Source organism: Microbacterium sp. GbtcB4 (genome assembly GCF_019091465.1).
Classification (GTDB): Bacteria; Actinomycetota; Actinomycetes; order Actinomycetales; family Microbacteriaceae; genus Microbacterium; species Microbacterium paraoxydans.
Map to the genome: position 1 here is coordinate 138146 of NZ_JAGXJJ010000001.1, position 19266 is coordinate 157411.

16 protein-coding genes are annotated in these 19266 nt (G+C 70.4%); 8 read left to right on the forward strand and 8 right to left on the reverse strand.

The genetic code is table 11. The features are described from left to right. Window position 1: 1 nt before the first annotated feature. The 4 genes from KVS71_RS00570 to KVS71_RS00585 form a co-directional block, all read right to left on the reverse strand. Window positions 2-1090 (reverse strand): ABC transporter permease, encoded by a 1089-nt coding sequence (locus tag KVS71_RS00570; protein ID WP_217582845.1) that lies wholly within the window; start codon window positions 1088-1090, stop codon window positions 2-4. Beyond that, a complete protein-coding gene (locus KVS71_RS00575; RefSeq protein ID WP_217582847.1) occupies window positions 1087-1893 on the reverse strand; it encodes an ATP-binding cassette domain-containing protein in 807 nt (268 codons plus the stop codon). Before KVS71_RS00575 ends, KVS71_RS00570 begins: the two co-directional genes overlap by 4 nt. Next, a complete protein-coding gene (locus tag KVS71_RS00580) occupies window positions 1890-2714 on the reverse strand; it encodes an ABC transporter ATP-binding protein (RefSeq protein ID WP_217582848.1) in 825 nt (274 codons plus the stop codon). Before KVS71_RS00580 ends, KVS71_RS00575 begins: the two co-directional genes overlap by 4 nt. A 138-nt stretch (window positions 2715-2852) precedes the next feature. After that, complete coding sequence (locus tag KVS71_RS00585; protein WP_060923336.1) at window positions 2853-4514, reverse strand: ABC transporter substrate-binding protein; 1662 nt, start codon at window positions 4512-4514, stop codon at window positions 2853-2855. 154 nt (window positions 4515-4668) lie between these two features. Between KVS71_RS00585 and KVS71_RS00590 the strand changes: the two genes are divergently transcribed. Continuing rightward, window positions 4669-5310 (forward strand): TetR/AcrR family transcriptional regulator, encoded by a 642-nt coding sequence (locus KVS71_RS00590; protein WP_217582850.1) that lies wholly within the window; start codon window positions 4669-4671, stop codon window positions 5308-5310. Window positions 5311-5419: 109 nt separating this feature from the next. Next, window positions 5420-6667, forward strand: a complete 1248-nt coding sequence (locus KVS71_RS00595) for an amidohydrolase (RefSeq protein ID WP_217582852.1) — start codon at window positions 5420-5422, stop codon at window positions 6665-6667. 15 nt (window positions 6668-6682) lie between these two features. Here KVS71_RS00595 and KVS71_RS00600 read toward each other — a convergent pair whose 3' ends face one another. Further along, the gene (locus KVS71_RS00600) at window positions 6683-7387 is read right to left on the reverse strand and encodes a GTP pyrophosphokinase family protein (RefSeq protein WP_025104005.1); all 705 of its coding nucleotides are present in this window, start codon (window positions 7385-7387) and stop codon (window positions 6683-6685) included. A 10-nt stretch (window positions 7388-7397) separates the two neighbouring features. Then, on the reverse strand, window positions 7398-8486 hold the full coding sequence (locus KVS71_RS00605) for a VanZ family protein (protein WP_060923334.1): 1089 nt from the start codon (window positions 8484-8486) through the stop codon (window positions 7398-7400). A gap of 101 nt (window positions 8487-8587) precedes the next feature. Here KVS71_RS00605 and KVS71_RS00610 point away from each other — a divergent pair, with 101 nt between their 5' ends. Next, window positions 8588-10660 (forward strand): APC family permease, encoded by a 2073-nt coding sequence (locus KVS71_RS00610; protein WP_217583879.1) that lies wholly within the window; start codon window positions 8588-8590, stop codon window positions 10658-10660. Window positions 10661-10669: 9 nt separating this feature from the next. Here KVS71_RS00610 and KVS71_RS00615 read toward each other — a convergent pair whose 3' ends face one another. Next, the gene (locus KVS71_RS00615) at window positions 10670-12076 is read right to left on the reverse strand and encodes a PLP-dependent aminotransferase family protein (RefSeq protein WP_217582853.1); all 1407 of its coding nucleotides are present in this window, start codon (window positions 12074-12076) and stop codon (window positions 10670-10672) included. On the opposite strand from KVS71_RS00615, the gene KVS71_RS00620 reads away from it, so the two are divergent. After that, window positions 12075-13049, forward strand: coding sequence for a DMT family transporter (locus KVS71_RS00620; RefSeq protein WP_217582855.1), 975 nt, complete (start codon window positions 12075-12077; stop codon window positions 13047-13049). The two genes, KVS71_RS00615 and KVS71_RS00620, sit on opposite strands and share 2 nt — an antisense overlap. Then, on the forward strand, window positions 13022-13615 hold the full coding sequence (locus tag KVS71_RS00625; protein ID WP_217582857.1) for an FMN-binding negative transcriptional regulator: 594 nt from the start codon (window positions 13022-13024) through the stop codon (window positions 13613-13615). The genes KVS71_RS00620 and KVS71_RS00625 overlap by 28 nt, the downstream gene beginning before the upstream one ends. 71 nt (window positions 13616-13686) lie before the next feature. Here the strand turns inward: KVS71_RS00625 and KVS71_RS00630 are convergent, their stop codons facing one another. Then, window positions 13687-14835: an SLC13 family permease gene (locus KVS71_RS00630; protein ID WP_217582858.1), complete on the reverse strand. Its 1149-nt coding sequence runs from the start codon at window positions 14833-14835 to the stop codon at window positions 13687-13689. 281 nt (window positions 14836-15116) lie between these two features. Here KVS71_RS00630 and KVS71_RS00635 point away from each other — a divergent pair, with 281 nt between their 5' ends. The 3 genes from KVS71_RS00635 to kdpB are packed head-to-tail and all read left to right on the forward strand — an operon-like array spanning window position 15117 to window position 19260. After that, window positions 15117-15206, forward strand: coding sequence for a potassium-transporting ATPase subunit F (locus KVS71_RS00635; protein WP_036292752.1), 90 nt, complete (start codon window positions 15117-15119; stop codon window positions 15204-15206). After that, window positions 15206-16882: a potassium-transporting ATPase subunit KdpA gene (gene kdpA, locus KVS71_RS00640; protein WP_144881477.1), complete on the forward strand. Its 1677-nt coding sequence runs from the start codon at window positions 15206-15208 to the stop codon at window positions 16880-16882. The genes KVS71_RS00635 and kdpA overlap by 1 nt, the downstream gene beginning before the upstream one ends. A gap of 2 nt (window positions 16883-16884) precedes the next feature. Continuing rightward, window positions 16885-19260 (forward strand): potassium-transporting ATPase subunit KdpB, encoded by a 2376-nt coding sequence (kdpB, locus tag KVS71_RS00650; RefSeq protein WP_254635338.1) that lies wholly within the window; start codon window positions 16885-16887, stop codon window positions 19258-19260. Window positions 19261-19266 lie beyond the last annotated feature (6 nt).

The window sequence follows — 19266 nt, forward strand, 5'->3', positions numbered from 1 at the left end:
GTCAGGACTCCATCTGGCGCGTGCGCGGGTCGAGGTAGGCGTAGACGACATCGGCGAGGATGTTGGCCACGAGCACCGAGAGCGTGATCACGAGGAACACGCCCTGCATGAGGGCGAAGTCCTTGGCGTTCGTCGCGTCGAGCAGCAGCTTGCCGACACCCGGATAGCTGAACACCATCTCCATGACGATCGTGCCGCCGACGATGAAGCCGATCGACAGCGCGAAGCTCTGGATCTGCGGCAGCACCGCGTTGCGCGCGGCGTAGCCCCAGAGCACCCGCTTGTTGGGCATGCCCTTCGCCTGCGCGACCGTGATGTAGTCGTCGTCGAGCACCGTCAGCATCATGTTCCGCATGCCGAGCACCCACCCGCCGAGCGAGGCGACCACGATGGTCAGGGCCGGGAGCGTGCCGTGCATGATGACCTGACCGATGAAGTCGAGACTCCATTCCGGTGACTGCCCCTTGTCGTAGGCGTGCGAGGACGGGAACCACTTCAGGGTCGAGGAGAAGATCGCGATCGCGATGAGCCCGAGCCAGAAGTACGGGATCGTGTTGAAGAAGGTCGTCACCGGGATGATCGCGTCGAGCTTGCTGCCGCGCTTCCACCCCACGACGGCTCCGAGCAGCGTGCCGAGCGCGAAGGAGATGATGGTCGCGATGCCGACCAGCCCGAGCGTCCAGGGCAGGGCGGCGGCGAGCACCTCGGCGACCGGCCGCAGACCGTGCAGGGTCGAGATGCCGAGGTCGCCGCGCAGCAGCATCCCCCAGTATTCGAGGTACTGCTGCCAGATGGACTTGTCGGTGTCGATACCGAGCAGCACGCGCAGGGCCTCTGCCGCCTCGGGGCTCACGGTGCGGTTGCGCGCGAGGTACGAGCTGACCGCGTCGCCCTTCATGAGGCGGGGCAGGAAGAAGTTGATCGTGATCGCCGCCCACAGCGTGAAAAGGTAGAACGCCGCGCGACCGGCGAAGAAGCGCCACGGCACCGGCCGCCTGGTGCGCTCCGCCGTGGTCGCCGTGGTGCCGACCTCCAGGGCATCGCGGGCGACGAGGTCGTCGTCGTCGAGCTGGGGGAATGCGGTGCTCACAGCGCGCCTCCGTTCGATGCCGCCGCAGCGAAGTGCTTCTCCGGATCGGGAGAGGCCGCGCGCAGCTCGCGGGTGTACGGATCCTGCGGGTTGAGGATCACATCGTCGGCGGTGCCGTACTCGACCACGCGCCCCTGGTTGAGGACCATGATCTCGTCGCTGAAGTGCCGGGCGGTCGCCAAATCGTGCGTGATGTAGAGCACTCCGAGTCCCTCTTCACGCTGCAGGTCGGCGAGCAGGTTCAGCACGCCGAGCCGGATGGAGACGTCGAGCATCGACACCGGCTCGTCGGCGACGAGGAGCGAGGGACGCGAGGCCAGGGCACGGGCGATGGCCACACGCTGCCGTTGTCCGCCCGACAGCTCGTGGGGGCGGCGGTCGATCACCGCGTCCGCATCGAGGCGCACCCGGTCGAGGAGCCGACGCACCTCGTTCTCGGTCTCCTTCTTCGGCACCACGTCGTCGAGGCGGATGGGACGCTCCAGGTGGTAGCGGATCGAGTGGTACGGGTTGAGCGAGGCGAACGGGTCCTGGAACACCATCCGCAGCTGCTGGCGATACTTGCGCAGGCCCCTGCCGCGGCGCGGGATGGGCTTGCCGTCGAGCAGCACCTCGCCGCTGGTCGGGGTCTCGAGCTGGGTGAGGATCTTCGCGATCGTGGACTTGCCGCTGCCGGACTGGCCGACCAGGCCGATCGTCTGACCCGACGTCAGGGTGAAGCTCACGTCGTCGAGGGCCTTGATCTGCCCGGCGCCGCGGACGTTGTACGCCTTCGTGACGTGGCGGAACTCGAGGGTGGTCATCGCACCAGCACCCCTCTCTCCCCGGTGAGCCGGGGGAACGACGACAGCAGGGTCTTCGTGTACTCGTGCTCCGGCTGCGTCCAGATGCGCTCTGCCGTATCGAGCTCGATGATCTCTCCTTCGCGCATGATCGCGATCCGGTCGCTGATCTCCAGCAGGAGCGGCAGGTCGTGGGTGATGAAGATCACGGAGAAGCCGAACTCATGGCGCAGCTGGGAGATCTGCTTGAGGATCTCCCGCTGCACCAGCACGTCGAGCGCGGTCGTCGGCTCGTCCATGACCATCAGCTGCGGACGCAGCGCCAGGGCCATGGCGATCATGACGCGCTGGCGCATGCCGCCGGAGAGCTCGTGCGGGAAGGAGCGCACACGCTGACGGCCGACCTTGACGATCTCGAGCAGTTCCTCGGCCTCGGCACGCCGCTGCCTGCGGTTCATGTCGGGGCGGTGGATCTCGAACACGTCCTCCAGCTGCGAGCCGATCGTCGCCACGGGGTTGAGGGCGTTCATCGCGCCCTGGAACACCATCGACACCCTGTCCCAGCGGAACCGCTGCATCGCGCCGACGTCGAGCGCATTGATGTCGATGTCGATGCCGGTCACGTCGTGGAACGTCACGCTGCCGCCGGTGATGACGGCCGGAGCGCGCAGCAGGCGCTGCACCCCGTAGGCCAGCGTGGTCTTGCCGCACCCGCTCTCCCCGGCGAGGCCGAGGATCTCGCCGCGCTGCAGTTCGAGGGTCACGTTCTTCACCGCCTCGACGGGCGGATCGACGTCGTACACGACGGAGAAGTCACGCACGGTGAGCAGGGGATCTGGCATGGGGTGTCCTTTGTGGGGGCGGGCCCTTCGACAGGCTCAGGGTCCCAGAAGGGGTGGCCCTTCGACAGGCTCAGGGACCCAGAGGGGTGGCTGAGCCTGTCGAAGTCCCGGCTGTGGGTGGCTGAGCCTGTCGAAGTCCTACTCGGCGGGCTTCAGCTTCGTGAGGATCTGCACGATGTTCGGCTGCGTCGGGTCGGCGGACGCGTAGGTGTCGGTCTCCGACGGCCAGCCGACGTAGTTGCGCGTGTTGAACTCGCCCAGCAGCGGGTGGGCGCCCAGCGGGATGGCCGGCACCTGCTCCGAGAAGATCGTCTGCAGCGTGTCGATCGCGGTGGTGCGCTCCTCGTCGGACGAGGCGTTGGCGTAGGTGTTCAGCGCGGCGGTCGCCTCCGGGTCGTCGAAGCGGCCGAAGTTGAAGCCGGCCTTGCCCTCGGGCGAGATCCAGCGCGGATCCATGGTCGAGGTGTACAGGCCGTACGCCGTACCGCTGTCCTCCAGCCAGTGGATGATCGCGGAGAACGTGCCGTTGTCGCGGGGATCGGCCCAGCCGCCCCAGTCCGGCATATCGATCTTGACCTCGGCGCCGATGCCGTCCTTCACGTCCTCGGCGATGAGCTCCTGCGCCGTGTTCCAGTCGCTCCAGCCGGAGGGGACGGAGAGCGTGAACGAGACGGGCGTGCCGTCGGGGTCGATCAGGGCGTCGTCCTTCCAGGTGTACCCGGCGGTCTCCAGCAGATCACGCGCCTTCTCGGCGTCGACCGTGTAGTCGACGCCCTGGAACTCCGGCTGGATCTCGTCTTCGAGGATCGACGACAGCCCCGTGACCGACCAGACCGGCTCGCTGGCACCTTCGCGCGCGATGTCGACATAGGCGTCGCGGTCGATCACCCAGGCGAGCGCCTGACGGAAGGCGGGGTCGTCGAACGGCTTCTGCTGCAGGTTCATGAACAGCGTGGCGGAGCCGGTGGTCGGGGAGGCGAGGAACTTGTTGTGCTCGGGGTCGGCCGAGAGGAACTGCTCCTCGATCTGCGGGATGAACGCCTGCGCCCAGTCGGCGTCGCCGTTCGCGAGGGCCGTGGTGAGGGCGGTGTTGTCGCCGTACGAGACGTAGTGCAGCTCCGGCACGGCGAGGTCGCCGCCCCAGTAGTCGTCGCGTGCGTCGAGCGTGACCGACTCGGTCGACCAGTTCGCCATCGCGTAGGGGCCGGTGCCGACGAGGTCGTCGCCCTTGACGGGGTCGGTGGCGGGGTCGTCGAAGTTCTCCCAGATGTGCTTGGGGACGATCGGCACGTGCAGCACGCGGGCCTGGTTCACGTACTTGGAGTCACCGAAGCTCAGCACGACCTTGTCGCCGTCGACCTCGGCACCCTCGAACTTGAGGCCGGCGGTGTCGAGGGCGGGGATCGAGGCGGTCTCGAAGGAGAAGACGATGTCGTCGGCCGTGAACGGCTCGCCGTCGCTCCAGGTCACGTCCGCGCGGGGGACGACGGTGAGCTGCGTATAGTCGTCGTTCCACTCGAGGCTCTCGGCGAGCCACGGCGTCACACCGCGGTCACCCGTCTGGTTCACCAGTGCCAGAGTCTCGAACACCACCTTGGCGTAGCCGTACTTCGACGCCGCGGAGTCGCCGACGAACGGGTTGTTCGACTCGGTGCTGATCGCGCCGTCGGGCTTCGCGATGGTGAGGGAGGCGGAACCGGCGCCGTCGCCGGAACCACCGCCCGCCGAGCATCCGGCGAGCGCCGAGACGCCGAGGACGGCTACCGCGCTGGCGGCGATCAGGGTTTTCGTGAGCTTCATTGCTTCTCCTTGGGCACGGGTCCTTGTGCGGCGTCGCGGCCGAGGGATCACCGCCGGCCGCCGCTTTTGCTTACTGTCGAGAAAGTAAGCTGTGGAGAGGTTACCGAGGAGTAAGTTGGTTGGCAAGCAGAGCGGGATGAGGGGAGGTGGGCTCATGACGGACGACGTGCACGCGGTGCGGGTGCGCCCGGCGACGCGGGAGAAGCGCGAGCAGATCCTCAAGGCGGCCGTGGAGATCTTCGGCAACAAAGGCTCCACGAACGGCACGCTCGCCGACGTCGCCGAGCAGGTCGGCATCACCCATGCGGGCGTGCTGCATCACTTCGGCTCGAAGCAGAAGCTCCTCCTCGAGGTGCTCGCCTACCGCGATCAGGCCGACGTCGCCGACCTCGCCGAGAAGCACATCCCCGACGGACCGGAGCTGTTCCTCCACCTCGTCCGCACGGCGTTCGCCAACGAGAAGCGGCCGGGCATCGTGCAGGCCTACACGGTGCTCTCCTCCGAGTCGGTGACCGACGACCACCCCGGTCGCGAGTACTTCGAGGAGCGCTATACGACCCTGCGCCGGGAGGTGACGGCGGCGTTCGGGGAACTCTGCGCCCAGGAGGGTGTGACCGAACCCGCGACCATCGCCGCCGCTTCGGCCGCCATCCTCGCCGTGATGGACGGCCTGCAGCTCCAGTGGCTCCTGCATCCCGAGGTGATCGGACTCGGCGAGACGAGCGAATTCGCGATCCAGGCGATCGTGAACGCCGTGCTGCGTCCCGGACCCGAACTGTCGACCTACGTGCACTGACCCTGCCGAGACCCCACGTTCCCGTCGAGACCCCGCCCTCCCGGCGCGGCGAAGCGGGGGTCTTGGCGGAACGCCGGGGTCTCGGCGCACACCCGGCTAGGCTCTGGCCATGACGATCGACCTCGAAGCGCTCTACATCGACCTGCACCAGCACCCCGAGCTGTCGTTCCAGGAGACCAGGACCGCGGGCATCGCCGCCCAGCACCTGCGCGACCTGGGCCTCGAGGTCGAAGAAGGCGTCGGGGTGACCGGCGTGGTCGGGGTGCTGCGGAACCCTTCGACAGGCTCAGGGACCCAGGATGAGGAGTTCCCGCAGCCGGTGGTGTGGGTGCGCGCCGACATGGACGCGCTCCCGGTCGAGGAGCAGACGGGCCTCGCATATGCGAGCACCGCGAGAGGCGTCGACCCCGCAGGCACGACTGTTCCCGTCATGCATGCCTGCGGTCACGACATGCACGTCACCGCGATGATCGGCGCCGTGGAGAAGCTCGTGGCCACGCGCGCGGAGTGGTCGGGCACTCTCGTCGTGCTCATCCAGCCTGCCGAGGAGTACGGCGCGGGGGCCAGGGCGATGCTCGACGACGGTCTGCTCGACCGCTATCCGAAGCCCGACGTGGTGCTCGGTCAGCACGTCACCCCGCTCCCCGCCGGGATCATCGGCGTGCGCAGCGGCACCCAGATGGCCGCGTCGGACGGCCTCACCGTCACCCTGCACGGCCGCGGCGGCCACGGCTCCCGCCCGCACGCCACGATCGACCCGGTCGTGATGGCGGCCGCGACCGTGATGCGCCTGCAGACGATCACCTCGCGCGAGATCGACCCGCAGGGCGTGGCCGTGGTGACGGTCGGCTCGATCCACGCCGGACTCAAGAACAACATCATCCCGGCCGAGGCGAAGCTCGAGCTCAGCCTCCGCTACCCGAATGAGGACGTGCGGGAGAAGGTGCTGGCGAGCGTCGAGCGGATCGTGCGCGCCGAGGCGATGGCCTCCGGCGCGGAGCGCGAGCCGGAGATCCACACCCAGCACACGCTCCCCGCCACGATCAACGACGAGGAGGCGACGGCGCGGGTCTCGTCGGCGCTGCGTCGGGCGCTCGGCGATTCGGCCGTCGTCGACCCCGGCATGTTCACCGGCAGCGAGGACGTCTCCTGGTTCGCCCGCGACGCCGAGGTGCCGCTCGTGTTCTGGTTCTGGGGCGGCGTCGACCCCGCCCGGTTCGCCGAGGCCGTCGCGGCGGGCACCGTGGAGAAGGACATCCCCACAAACCACTCGCCGTTCTTCGCGCCGGAGATCCATCCGACGATCGAGGTCGGGGTCACGGCGATGTCCGCCGCCGCCCGCGAGTTCCTGGCCTGACCCGGTTCGGGGTGCTCAGACCTCGACGATCCCCGGCGCGGGCGGAGGCGGCGGCGCGAGCTGCCGCTGCGGCACGCCATGGGCCTCGCGGTGCAGCCGCTCCATGCGGGTGTCGAGTTCGGCAGCGGCGTCGGCGGCGTCGCTGAGGCTGTCGACGAGGTGCGCGGGCACCTGGTTGGAGAACTTGTAGTAGATCTTGTGCTCCAGGCTCGCCCAGAAGTCCATCGCGATGGTGCGGAACTGCACCTCGACCGGCACGGACAGCGCGCCCGTCGAGAGGAAGACGGGGACCTCGATGATGGCGTGCAGGCTCTTGTACCCGTTCGGCTTCGGGTTGGCGATGTAGTCCTTCACCGTGCGGACGGTCACGTCGTCCTGCGCGGTCAGCAGATCGAACAGCCGGTAGACGTCCGCGACGAAGCTGCACGTCACCCGCACTCCGGCGATGTCGGTGATCTCGGCACGGATGCGGTCGAAGTCCGGGTCGTCGATGCCCTTCCTGGCGATCTTCTCGACGATGCTGTCCGGCGACTTCAGCCGGCTCTTCACGTGCTCGATGGGGTTGTACGCGTGATCGTGGGTGAACTCGTCGCGGAGGATCGAGATCTTCGTCTCCACCTCGCGCATCCCGAACTCGTACTCGCGGAGGAAGCGCTGCAGCTGGTCGCGGAGCTCCTTCGCCTCGGAGATCAGGTGCTCGTCGACGGGGATCACGCTCATGAGGACGACGTTATCGATCCGTGATCGGAAACCCCTGTGGATTCGAGAGCGCGACGCGGGCGTCCTCGAGGTGCTGGCCGGAGAGGAGACCGGGGAGGCCGCGCCCCTGGCGGGTGGTGAACAGCAGCACGATCGCGACGAGGATCAGCACCGAGGAGAGCGCGTCGAACACCCCGCCGAGCATCCCGAGAGCCGTGAGTCCGCCGATGCCGCCCGCCCATCGCAGCAGCCGGGCGAGCGCGGCCGGCAGCCGCGACCCGGTGTAGCGCAGCTGCACGGCGAGGTCTCCCACCGAGCGGCCGGTGACGAGGATGACCACGAGCCACAGCGCACAGGCGGCCGCCGTGCTCACCGTGCCGGCGAGGGTGCCGTCGAGAACGGCCTGACGGTCCTGCACGACGTACTCGAGCCAGAGCTGCACCGCGACGCCCCCGGCGAGCACGACGAAGCCGTTCGCGAGTCCGTCGCACAGCATCGCCAGCGCGCGGCGACCACGGGTGACAGGGCGCGGCTCGTCGGCATCCGCCCGGGCCTGGAGACCGCGCAGCGAGCGGGGCACGACGAGCGCGAGCACCGAGCCGAGCACGGCTCCGGTCGTGTTCGTCATCAGGTCGCCGACGTCGAAGAAGCGGTAGGCGCACGGGTACAGACCCCAGACCCCGGTGAGCTGCGTGGTCTCCACGAGCAGCGAGAGCCCGAAGCCGGCGAGGAGCGCGGTCGGCAGGCCGCGGCCGCCCAGCACGCGGAGGAACGCCCCGAGCGGGACGAACAGCAGCACGTTGAACACGAGCTGGAGCAGTGCGGGCTGGCGCAGCGGGTTGCCCGGCGCCGCGAACGCTTTCTGCACATCGCGCACCACGGACATCGGGTCGGTGATCGCCCCCACGCACCGGATGGCGTCCGGGTCGGGCAGCGGCAGCAGCGTGTACGTCCAGATGGCCCAGAAGTAGACGAGCGCCGCGAGCCAGAGCAGCGTGCGGCCGAGCGAGAGGCGTCCGCGGCGGCGGTAGCTGATCGCGACGAAGGGCACGAAGAGGACGACGCCCGCGGCCAAGCCGATCGCCACGGCGATGACCCCCAGAACCACCTGATCCCCCACCGACGCAAGGATACCGGGAGGCCGTGAGGATTCCGTGAGGGAGCGCCACCGGGCCGTAGGGATTCCGTGAGGATCGCGTGAGGGCGCCTCCGGTCGGCGTAGTGTCGCCGGACGTGTCAGAACAAACGAGGCCGACCCCGGACGCGCCGCCGCGCGCCAAGCGCATCCTGCTCGGCGACCCGCTGACGAGCGCCCAGGTCGACGAGCAGCTCCTGCCCAAGCGCATGGCGCTGCCGATCTTCGCCTCGGACGCGCTGAGCTCGGTGGCCTACGCCCCGCAGGAGCTCGTGATGATCCTGCTCATCGGCGGCCTCACGTTCCTGTCGTTCACCCCGCTCGTCGCCGCGGCCGTCGTCGTGCTGCTGCTCGTGGTGGTGCTCAGCTACCGGCAACTCATCAAGGCGTACCCCTCCGGCGGCGGCGACTACGAGGTCGCGTCGAAGAACCTCGGCGAGGTCCCCGGGGTGATCGTGGCCGCGGCCCTCCTCGTCGACTACGTGCTCACGGTGGCCGTGTCGGTCGCGTCCGGCGTGGACAACATCATCTCGGCGGTGCCGGCGCTCGACCCGCTCCGCGTGGAGCTCGCGGTCGGCTTCGTCGTGCTCATCATCATCGTGAACCTCCGCGGCGTGCGGGAAGCGTCGCTCGTGTTCGCCATCCCCACCTACGTGTTCATCGGCTCGGTCGGCATCATGATCGTCACCGGGCTCGTCCGGACGGCACTCGGCGACGCCCCGATCGCCTCCAGCGCGGAGTTCGCCGTGCAGGCCGAGAGCCTCAGCCAGGCGGCCGTGCTGCTGCTCATCCTCCGGGCGTTCTCCAGCGGCTGCTCCGCGTTGACCGGGGTCGAGGCCGTGTCGAACGGCGTCCCGGCGTTCCGGGCCCCGAAGGTGCGCAACGCCCAGTCGACCCTCGTGCTCATGGGGACCATCGCGATCTGCCTGTTCTCCGGACTCACCGCCCTCGCCCTCATCGCCGGCGTGCACTACGCCGAGAACCCCTGCGACCTCATCGGGTTCGACTGCACGAACCCGCAGCCGAGCCTCATGGCGCAGATCGCCGCGGCGACGTTCGGCGGCGGCAGCATCCCGTTCTTCATCGTGCAGGCGGCCACGGCCTGCGTGCTGCTCCTCGCGGCGAACACCGCCTTCAACGGCTTCCCCCTGCTCGGCGCCGTGCTCGCCCGCGACGGCTACGCCCCGAAGTCGCTGAACACCCGCGGCGACCGGCTCGTGTTCTCCAACGGCATGATCCTCCTCGGGATCGCCGCGATCGCCGTGCTCGTGGTGTTCCAGGCCCGGCTGACGACGCTGATCCAGCTCTACATCATCGGCGTCTTCGTCTCCTTCTCCCTCGGCCAGATCGGCATGGTGCGGCACTGGCGACGGCTGCTCCGGACACCCGCCCCGCCGAACGGCGACGGCGCCGCCGACCGGCGTTCTGCACGCGTGGGGCTGCTCATCAACTCCGCCGGGGCGACGCTGACCGTCCTCGTGCTCGTGATCGTGACGATCACGAAGTTCACGCACGGCGCCTACCTCGTGTTCTTCGCCATCCCGGTGCTCGCGTTCCTCATGATCGGCGTCAAGCGGTACTACCGGGACGTCGAGCACGAGATCGCCATCGACGACACCACCCGCTTCGGCGCCTCCGGCGACGTCGCCATCGTCCTCGTGAACCACCTGCAGAAGCCGGTCATGAAGGCCATCGACTACGCGATCGCCGCCAAGCACGACAAGACCCTCGCCGTGCACGTGGCCGTGTCGCAGGACGACGCCGCGCGCCTGCAGCAGGAGTGGACCGACCACCTCGTGCCGGTGCCGCTCGTGATCGTCGAGTCGCCGTACCGCTCGTTCGCGCAGCCCGTGACGCAGTTCATCCGGCAGTACCGCGAGAAGCACGGCTCCTCCGTCGTCACGGTCTACCTGCCGCAGTACATCGTGGGGCACTGGTGGGAGAACTTCCTGCACAACCGGCGCGCCCGCCGCCTCGCGAACCAGCTCATGCTCGTGCACGGGGTGTCCATCACCCTGGTGCCGTGGCTGCTCGACTCGTCCGAACTCATCTACGGCCGGCGCTCCCGTCCGCTGCCCGGTCAGGAGCGGGCGGGGCGGCCGGTCGTGGTGGCCGGACGCCGGGCGCACCGCCCCGCCGGGCCGCCGTCCGAGTCCTGATGGCGGCGGTCAGGTTCCGGCGAGGACCGCACCGAGGATCGTCGCGGCCTCGGGGAAGCGGGACGGGTCGGCGCTCGCGTAATTGAGCCGCACGTAGGAGCCGGAGGGCTCCGCGGGGAACCACTCGCTCCCCGGCGCGATGACGAGGCCGCGCGCCGCGCACTCCCGGACGACGGCTGCGGCGTCGGTGCCGTCGGGCAGCCGCAGCCAGAGGTTCAGCCCGCCGACCGGCACGGCCTCCACCAGCGCAGTCGGCGCCTGCGCGGCCAGGCACGACAGCAGCAGGTCGCGCCGCGAGCGCAGCTGCTCCCGGAAGCCGCGGAGGTGTGTGCGCCACGCCGGCTGCGTCACCACGTCGAGGGCGGCGGCCTGCAGCAGACCGCTGACGTACATCGACTCCGCCGCGCGATCGGCGAGGATGCGATCCCTGGCCGGACCGCGGGCGATCACCGCCGCCACCCGCAGGGACGGAGACACGCTCTTCGTCAGCGAGCGCAGGTACACCACATGGCCGTCGTGGTCGGAGGCGGCCACGGGGCGGGGGCCGGCGTCGATGCCGAGGTCGTGCGCCCAGTCGTCCTCGATGAGGAAGGCGCCGTGGCGACGGACCGCGTCGAGCACGGCCTCCCCCGTCGCCGCCGGCCACTGCGCGCCGGTGGGGTTCGCGAACGTGGGCTGCGCGTAGAACGCGCGGGCTCCGGTCTCGGCGAGCGCCCTGTCGACCGCGTCCGGATCCGGTCCCTGCGGGCCGGAGGGGACGGGAACGAGCACGACCCCCGCCTGCTCCGCCGCGAGCAGGGCGCCCCAGTAGGTCGGCGACTCGATGAGCAGCGGCCGGCCGACACCGACGACCGCCCGAAAGATCGAGCTCAGTCCGCTCTGGCTTCCGGAGATGACGACGGCGTCGCGGGCGGTCGGCACCGTGATCCCCGCCGGCGCCGCGGCGGCCAGCTCCGCCGCGAACCACTCCTGTAGCCCGGGCTCGCCGGCCGCGGGCGAGCGGGTGAGGGCGGACGCGGTCCGGGAGGCGCGCACGAGGGCCTGCCGGACGAGCCGCTCGGGGAGGAGATCCGGAGCCGGATACCCGGAGTGCAGCCCGATCGCGTCCGGCGAGGTCGGGCGCTGCGCCGAGGAGAGACCGTCCAGGCGCACGGCGGCCGCTCCCAGGGCTCCGGACTGCCAGCCGTAGTCCGCCGGAAGGACCGTGCGCGCGGCGCGGACGAAGGTGCCGACCCCGGGTCGCGCCTCGACGAGCCCGAGGCGGACGAGCTGCTGCACCGCCTTCTGCACGGTCACGGGGCTCGCGGCGTACTCGGCCGTGAGCGCGCGGTTCGAGGGGAGGCGGGCACCGGGAGCGGCCGTGGCGATCCACGCCCGCAGGCCGGCCACGATCCGCGCGGTGCTATCCTGACTCATGAAAGAACACAGTAGCGTTATCCGTCCGAACGGAACACTGCTATCCCGCGCCGCCGGTCCCGGTTGGGGGCTGCTGGGCGTCGTCGCCTTCTCGTTCACGCTCCCGTTCACGCGGGTCGCCCTCGGCGGCGGACTCTCGCCGCTGTTCATCGGCTCCGCGCGCGCGGTCGTCGCCGCCGTGCTCGCCGCTCTCGTCCTCCTCGCCACCCGTCAGCAGCCGCCGAGCCCGGTCCAGTGGGCACGACTCGCGATCGTCGCCCTCGGCGTGGTCGCGGGCTTCCCGCTGTTGACCTCGTTCGCGATGACCACGACGCCGGCGAGCCACGGGGCGGTCGTGATCGGCCTCCTCCCCGCCGCGACCGCCGTGGCCGTCGTGCTGCGCACCCGCGAGCGCCCGTCCGCCTCGTTCTGGGTCTTCGCGCTCCTCGGGTCCGCGGCGGCCCTCGTCTTCGCGACCCTGCAGAACGGCACCTCCGGCGCCCTTCGCCCCGCCGACCTCCAGCTGTTCGGCGCCGTCATCGCGGCGGCGGTCGGCTACGCGGAGGGCGGCCTGCTCGCCCGCGAGCTCGGCGCCTGGCAGACGATCTCGTGGGCGCTGGTGCTCGCCGCCCCCGTGATGCTCGCGGTGGCCGTGGCCGCCGGGGTCGCCGCCCCGCCCATCGCCACCCCGACCGCGTGGCTCGCGTTCGCCTACCTGGCCGCGGTCAGCATGTTCCTCGGATTCTTCGCCTGGTACCGCGGCCTCGCCATCGGCCCGATGGCGCAGGTAAGTCAGATTCAGCTCGTCCAGCCCGTCATGGGCATCACCTGGGCCGCCTTCCTCTTCCATGAGGACGTCGGTGGGGCCACGGTGCTCGGCGGGCTCGCCGTCGTCCTGTGCGCCGGACTCGCCGTCCGCACCCGCAGCTCTTCTCCCACCCCCACCCCCACCCGACAGGAGGCGCCATGCGTCACACCCCCCGCTACCTCATGACCGACCCCGACGAGGTGAAGCGCCTCATCCGCGCCCACCCGTGGGCGACGTTCGTCTCACCGGCCTCCGCCGGCCTCGTCGCCTCGCACTACCCGGTGCTGCTCGAGGAGGACGAGGAGGACATCGTGCTCGTGAGCCACTTCGGGCGTCCGGACGACGAGCTCCACGAGCTCGGTCGACACGAGGTCCTGGTGATCATCCAGGGGCCGCACGACTACGTGTCCTCGAGCCTCTATGCGCCGGGGGACCTCGTGCCGACCTGGAACCATGTCACCGCGCACCTCTCCGGCACCCCCGAGATCCTCACCGCGGAGGAGAACTACGCCATGCTCACCCGGCTCACCGACCACTTCGAGGGTGGGCAGCCCCACGGGCGGAGCCTCGCGGAGGACGAGCCCGGCACCCGACGAGCCGCGAAGGGCACGGTGGGCCTGCGGCTCCGGGTCACCCGGTTCGATGCGCGTGCCAAGCTCAGCCAGAACAAGGCCCCCGAGGTGCGCGAGCGCATCGCCGCCCGGTTCGACGCCGTCCACCCCGCCCTGGCCGCCGAGATGCGTCGCGTCTGACCCCCGTTCGAATCGCGCACTTTGCTCCATCTCGGGCGGATTTGCAGCAAAGCGCGCGATTCGAAACGGGGTCAGAGGACGAGCGTGGCCAGGACGACGGTGGGCACCGCGGCGACGGCCCCCCAGAGCGCGAAGCGGCCCCAGCGGATCTCGACCCCGAGCGCCGTCACGCGATGGTGCCAGAGGAGCGTCGCCAGCGAGGCCCACGGCGTGATGAGCGGACCGAGGTTCACACCGATCAGCAGGGCCATCAAGGCGACCGGGTCCCCTGCAGCGGGTTCGAGCACGAGGTAGGCCGGGAGGTTGTTGATCGCGTTCGCGCTCACGGCTCCCAGCGCCGCGAGCCCGAACAGGTCGCCGAGAGAGTCGCCCCTCGCGGTCGGTGAGGTCAGGAAGTCGAGCAGCCGCTGCGCGTGCGCGGACTCGACCAGGACGAACAGCGACGCGGCGAGCGCGAGCGCCTGCCACGGGACGAGGGACAATCGCAGGGCGTGGCGACGACGGACGGCGAACAGCGCGATCAACGCGAGAGCCGCGACCGTAGCGGGGATCCACACGTCGTGGGTGAGCGCGAGCAGCGGCATCAGCACGACGAGGACGCCGGTGGCGCTCCAGAACAGCGTCGGGTCGGCGGGGCGTCGGGGCTCGGGCATCTCATACGTGCCGAAGACCGTGCGCCGCTGCAGGACCGTGAGGATCGCGACCGGCACCAGGATCCCCACGAGCGTGGGCGCCCAGCTCAGCGCGATGAACGCCCCCGGCCCTTCCCCCATCGCGGGCGCGGCGAGCAGGTTCGTGAGGTTCGAGACCGGGAGCGCGAGGGACGCGGTGTTGGCGAGCCAGACGGTGGCCAGGGCGAACGGCAGCGGGGAGACGCCGATGCTCTGCGCCAGCACGACGACGACCGGTGTGACGATCACGGCGGTCGTGTCGAGCGAGAGGAACACGGTGCTCACCACGGCGAGCACGACCACCAGCGCCCACAGCACCACCACGCGGCCGCGACCCCAGCGCGCGAGGCGCTGCGAGACGACGTCGAACACCGCCGCGTCACGGGCGAGCTCGGCGACGATCGTGATCGCGACGACGAACCCCAGCACGGGCGCGATCCGTTCCCCGAGCGCACCGGCGTCCGTGGGCGGAAGGAACCCGGTGAGCACGCACACGAGCGCGGCCACCACGAGCCCGGCGACGATCCCCGTCCCCGTCCCGATCCGCATCCTTCTGATCCCCACCTCGTGAGCATAGGGCCGGCGCCCCCTTTCGAATCGCGCACCTGGCTGCATCGGCGGCGGGTTTGGGACCAGGTGCGCGATTCGAAGGCCGTCTCCGTGAGCAACCCGCATGCATCCGAGGGGGTGGGCGTAGGGGAAACGTGAGGATCGACGGATGCGGCCGGGCGGCGCAGTTGGATCGAGGACGTGCTCGACATCATCTACCTCGCGCTGACCCTGGCGCTGTTCGCCCTCGTGTCCCTCATCGCCAAGGCGGTGGACCGCGCATGATCGTCTTCGAGATCCTCGCCGCGGTCCTCGCCGTCGCCGCGGTCGTCTACCTGGTCGTGGCGCTCGTCGCCCCGGAGCGCTTCTGATGGACGCGACGGTCCTGTACGGCGTCCTCCAGATCACGGCCGTCGTGGTCGTGCTCGTGCTCCTCTACCGCCCCCTCGGCGACTACATCGCGCACGTCTACACCTCCGGACGCGACCTGCGCATCGAGCGCGGGCTCTACCGGGTGATCGGCGTCGACCCCCGCTCCGAGCAGACCTGGCGCGCCTACGCCCGCAGCGTGCTGCTGTTCTCGCTCGTCGGCCTCCTGCTCGTCTACGGGCTGCAGCGGCTCCAGGCCTTCCTCCCCGCGTCGCTCGGCCTGCCCGCCGTGCCGGAGGGACTCGCGTTCAACACCGCCGCGTCCTTCGTCGCGAACACCAACTGGCAGTCGTACTCGCCCGAGCAGACCATGGGCTACACGGTGCAGCTCGCGGGCCTCACGGTGCAGAACTTCGTCTCCGCCGCCGTCGGCCTCACCATCGCCATCGCCCTGATCCGCGGTCTCGCGCGCCGTGGCTCCGCGACGATCGGCAACTTCTGGGTCGACCTCACCCGTGGCCTGGGGCGGCTGCTGCTCCCGCTCGCCCTGATCGGCGCGGTGGCCCTGCTCGCGGGCGGCGTGATCCAGAACGTGAACGGCTTCACCGACGTCGCCACGGTCTCCGGCGGCACGCAGACGATCCCCGGCGGTCCGGTCGCGTCGCAGGAGGCCATCAAGCTGCTCGGCACCAACGGCGGCGGCTTCTTCAACGCCAACTCCGCCCACCCCTTCGAGAACCCGACCGGGTGGACCAACCTCCTCGAGGTGCTGCTGATCCTGGTGATCCCGTTCGCCCTCCCCCGCACGTTCGGCCGACTGGTCGGCGACCACCGCCAGGGGTACGCGATCGTCGCGGTCATGGGCACCCTGTTCCTCGCCTCGCTCGCCGCACTCTCGGCCCTGGAACTGGCGGGACGCGGGGCCGCGCCCGAACTCGCCGGGGCCGCGATGGAGGGCAAGGAGCAGCGCTTCGGCATCCTCGGCTCGACCCTCTTCGGCAGCGCGAGCACCCTCACCTCGACCGGGGCGGTGAACTCGATGCACGACTCGTACACCGCGCTCGGCGGCATGATGCCGATGCTGAACATGATGCTCGGCGAGGTCGCTCCGGGCGGCGTCGGCTCCGGTCTGTACGGGATGCTCGTGCTCGCGATCGTCGCGGTCTTCGTCGGCGGGCTGCTCGTCGGCCGCACCCCGGAGTGGCTCGGGAAGCGCATCGGACCGCGGGAGATGACCCTCGCGAGCCTCTACATCCTCGTGGTCCCGGTGCTCGTCCTCGGCGGCACGGCCCTGAGCTTCGCGATCCCCGGCATCCGCGAGGACGTGGAGTCCACGAGCATCCTCAACCCGGGCGTGCACGGCATGAGCGAGGTGCTCTATGCGTTCACCTCCGCCGCGAACAACAACGGCTCCGCGTTCGCCGGCCTCACGGCGGACACCCCGTGGTTCAACACCGCCCTGGGCGCCGCGATGCTGCTCGGGCGCTTCCTCCCGATCGTGCTCGTGCTGGCCCTCGCGGGATCGTTCGCCGCACAGGAGCGGGTGCCGGCCACGACCGGCACGCTCCCCACCCACCGGCCGCAGTTCGTCGGCCTGCTCCTCACCGTGACCGTCGTCGTGACGGCCCTCACCTACTTCCCCGTGCTCGCACTGGGACCGCTCGCCGAAGGACTCTGACCATGACCCTCCTGACCACCCCTCCCGAACAGCAGGACGCCCCCGCCGTCGCGGCCCGTCCTCCGCGCTCCTTCGGCGGCGCCCAGCTCGCTCAGGCGCTCCCCGGCGCGCTCCGGAAGCTCAACCCCGCGACGCTCGTGCGCAACCCCGTGATGCTCCTCGTCTGGGTCGGCGCCGCGTTCACGACCGTCCTCGCGATCGCGGAGCCCTTCCTCGGCGGACCCGCCCCGTCCGGCGGCACCCCCGTCCCGGCGGCGTTCACCTGGGGCATCGCGATCTGGCTCTGGCTGACCGTGTTCTTCGCGAACGTCGCGGAGTCGGTGGCCGAGGGGCGCGGCAAGGCCCAGGCCGCGAGCCTGCGGAACACCCGCACCCAGACGATGGCGCGGCGGGTGGTGGGCCCTTCGACAAGCTCAGGGACCCAAGGCCTCGGCTCAGGGACCCGGGGCCTCGGCTCAGGGACCCGGGGCCTCGGCTCAGGGACCCGGGGCCTCGGCTCAGGGACCCAAGGCCTCGGCTCGCGGACCCAGGGGGGCGCGGAGTGGGTCGCTGAGCTTGTCGAAGCGCCGACGGAGACGGTGTCGTCGGCGGAGCTGCAGCGCGACGACCTCGTGATCGTCAGCGCGGGCGAGCTCATCCCGGGCGACGGCGACATCGTCGCGGGCATCGCGACGGTCGACGAGTCAGCCATCACCGGTGAGAGCGCCCCCGTCGTCCGCGAGTCCGGCGGCGACCGCAGTGCCGTCACCGGCGGCACGCGGGTGCTGTCGGACCGGATCGTCGTGCGCATCACGTCGAAGCCCGGCGAGACGTTCGTCGACCGCATGATCGCCCTCGTCGAAGGGGCGAGCCGACAGCGCACCCCGAACGAGATCGCCCTCAACATCCTCCTCGCGAGCCTGTCGATCGTGTTCGTCGTCGTGGTCCTCGCGCTGAACCCGATCGCGTCGTACGCGGCGTCGCCGGTGAGCATCCCCGTCCTCATCGCCCTGCTCGTCTGCCTCATCCCGACCACGATCGGCGCGCTCCTCTCCGCCATCGGCATCGCGGGCATGGACCGGCTCGTGCAGCGGAACGTGCTGGCGATGTCGGGGCGGGCGGTGGAGGCCGCGGGCGACGTGACCACGCTGCTCCTCGACAAGACCGGTACCATCACCCACGGCAACCGCCGCGCCCACGCCGTGCTGCCGCTCACCGGGGTGGACGCCGCGGAGCTGCTGCGCACGGCTGCCCTCTCCTCCCTCGCCGATCCGACGCCGGAGGGCGCATCGATCGTCGAGCTCGCCGCCGCCCGCGGGATCCGGGTCCAGGCCCCGGCGGACGCCGTCGTCGTCCCGTTCACGGCGCAGACGCGCATGAGCGGTCTCGACCTCGCCGACGGCACGCAGATCCGCAAGGGCGCGGCCTCGGCCGTGGCGGCCTGGCTGGGGCAGACCCCCGATGACGAGCTCACGACCCTCACCGACGACGTCGCCTCGGGCGGCGGCACGCCCCTCGTCGTCGCGGTGCAGGGCCCTTCGACAGGCTCAGGCCCTTCGACAGGCTCAGGGACCCAGCCGGACTCAGGCCCTTCGACAAGCTCAGGGACCCAGCCGGACTCAGTCCCTTCGACAGGCTCAGGGACCCAGCCTGTGGAAGCGCGGATCTTGGGGGTCGTGCACCTCAAGGACATCGTCAAGGACGGCCTCCGAGAGCGGTTCGACGAACTGCGCAGCATGGGCATCCGCACGGTCATGATCACCGGAGACAACCCGCTCACCGCGAAGGCCATCGCGGCCGAGGCCGGCGTCGACGACTACCTCGCCGAGGCCACCCCGGAGGACAAGCTCGACCTCATCCGCCGCGAGCAGGAGGGCGGGCGCCTCGTCGCGATGACCGGGGACGGCACGAACGACGCCCCGGCACTCGCCCAGGCCGACGTCGGCGTCGCGATGAACACGGGCACCTCGGCGGCCAAGGAGGCGGGCAACATGGTCGACCTCGATTCCGACCCGACCAAGCTCATCGACATCGTCCGCATCGGCAAGCAGCTGCTCATCACCCGCGGCGCGCTGACGACGTTCTCGCTCGCGAACGACATCGCGAAGTACTTCGCGATCATCCCGGCGATGTTCATGGGCGTGTTCCCCGGACTCGCGGCGCTGAACATCATGCAGCTGCACTCGCCGGCCTCGGCGGTCACGAGCGCGATCATCTTCAACGCCATCGTGATCGTGTTCCTCATCCCGCTCGCGCTCCGTGGCGTGACCTACCGGCCGGCGAGCGCCTCCCAGATCCTGCAGCGCAACCTGCTCGTCTACGGCCTCGGCGGGGTCATCGCCCCGTTCGTGGGCATCAAGCTCATCGACCTCCTCATCAGCCTCCTCCCCGGCTTCTGACCGGGC

What these genes read in the sequence shown, in the direction of transcription:
- KVS71_RS00575 (WP_217582847.1), bottom strand. Translation starts at nt 1,893, where the DNA reads ATGACCACCCTCGAGTTCCGCCACGTCACGAAGGCGTACAACGTCCGC.
- KVS71_RS00580 (WP_217582848.1), bottom strand. Translation starts at nt 2,714, where the DNA reads ATGCCAGATCCCCTGCTCACCGTGCGTGACTTCTCCGTCGTGTACGAC.
- KVS71_RS00585 (WP_060923336.1), bottom strand. Translation starts at nt 4,514, where the DNA reads ATGAAGCTCACGAAAACCCTGATCGCCGCCAGCGCGGTAGCCGTCCTC.
- KVS71_RS00590 (WP_217582850.1), top strand. Translation starts at nt 4,669, where the DNA reads ATGACGGACGACGTGCACGCGGTGCGGGTGCGCCCGGCGACGCGGGAG.
- KVS71_RS00595 (WP_217582852.1), top strand. Translation starts at nt 5,420, where the DNA reads ATGACGATCGACCTCGAAGCGCTCTACATCGACCTGCACCAGCACCCC.
- KVS71_RS00600 (WP_025104005.1), bottom strand. Translation starts at nt 7,387, where the DNA reads ATGAGCGTGATCCCCGTCGACGAGCACCTGATCTCCGAGGCGAAGGAG.
- KVS71_RS00620 (WP_217582855.1), top strand. Translation starts at nt 12,075, where the DNA reads ATGAAAGAACACAGTAGCGTTATCCGTCCGAACGGAACACTGCTATCC.
- KVS71_RS00615 (WP_217582853.1), bottom strand. Translation starts at nt 12,076, where the DNA reads ATGAGTCAGGATAGCACCGCGCGGATCGTGGCCGGCCTGCGGGCGTGG.
- KVS71_RS00625 (WP_217582857.1), top strand. Translation starts at nt 13,022, where the DNA reads ATGCGTCACACCCCCCGCTACCTCATGACCGACCCCGACGAGGTGAAG.
- KVS71_RS00630 (WP_217582858.1), bottom strand. Translation starts at nt 14,835, where the DNA reads ATGCGGATCGGGACGGGGACGGGGATCGTCGCCGGGCTCGTGGTGGCC.
- KVS71_RS00635 (WP_036292752.1), top strand. Translation starts at nt 15,117, where the DNA reads ATGATCGTCTTCGAGATCCTCGCCGCGGTCCTCGCCGTCGCCGCGGTC.
- kdpA (WP_144881477.1), top strand. Translation starts at nt 15,206, where the DNA reads ATGGACGCGACGGTCCTGTACGGCGTCCTCCAGATCACGGCCGTCGTG.
- kdpB (WP_254635338.1), top strand. Translation starts at nt 16,885, where the DNA reads ATGACCCTCCTGACCACCCCTCCCGAACAGCAGGACGCCCCCGCCGTC.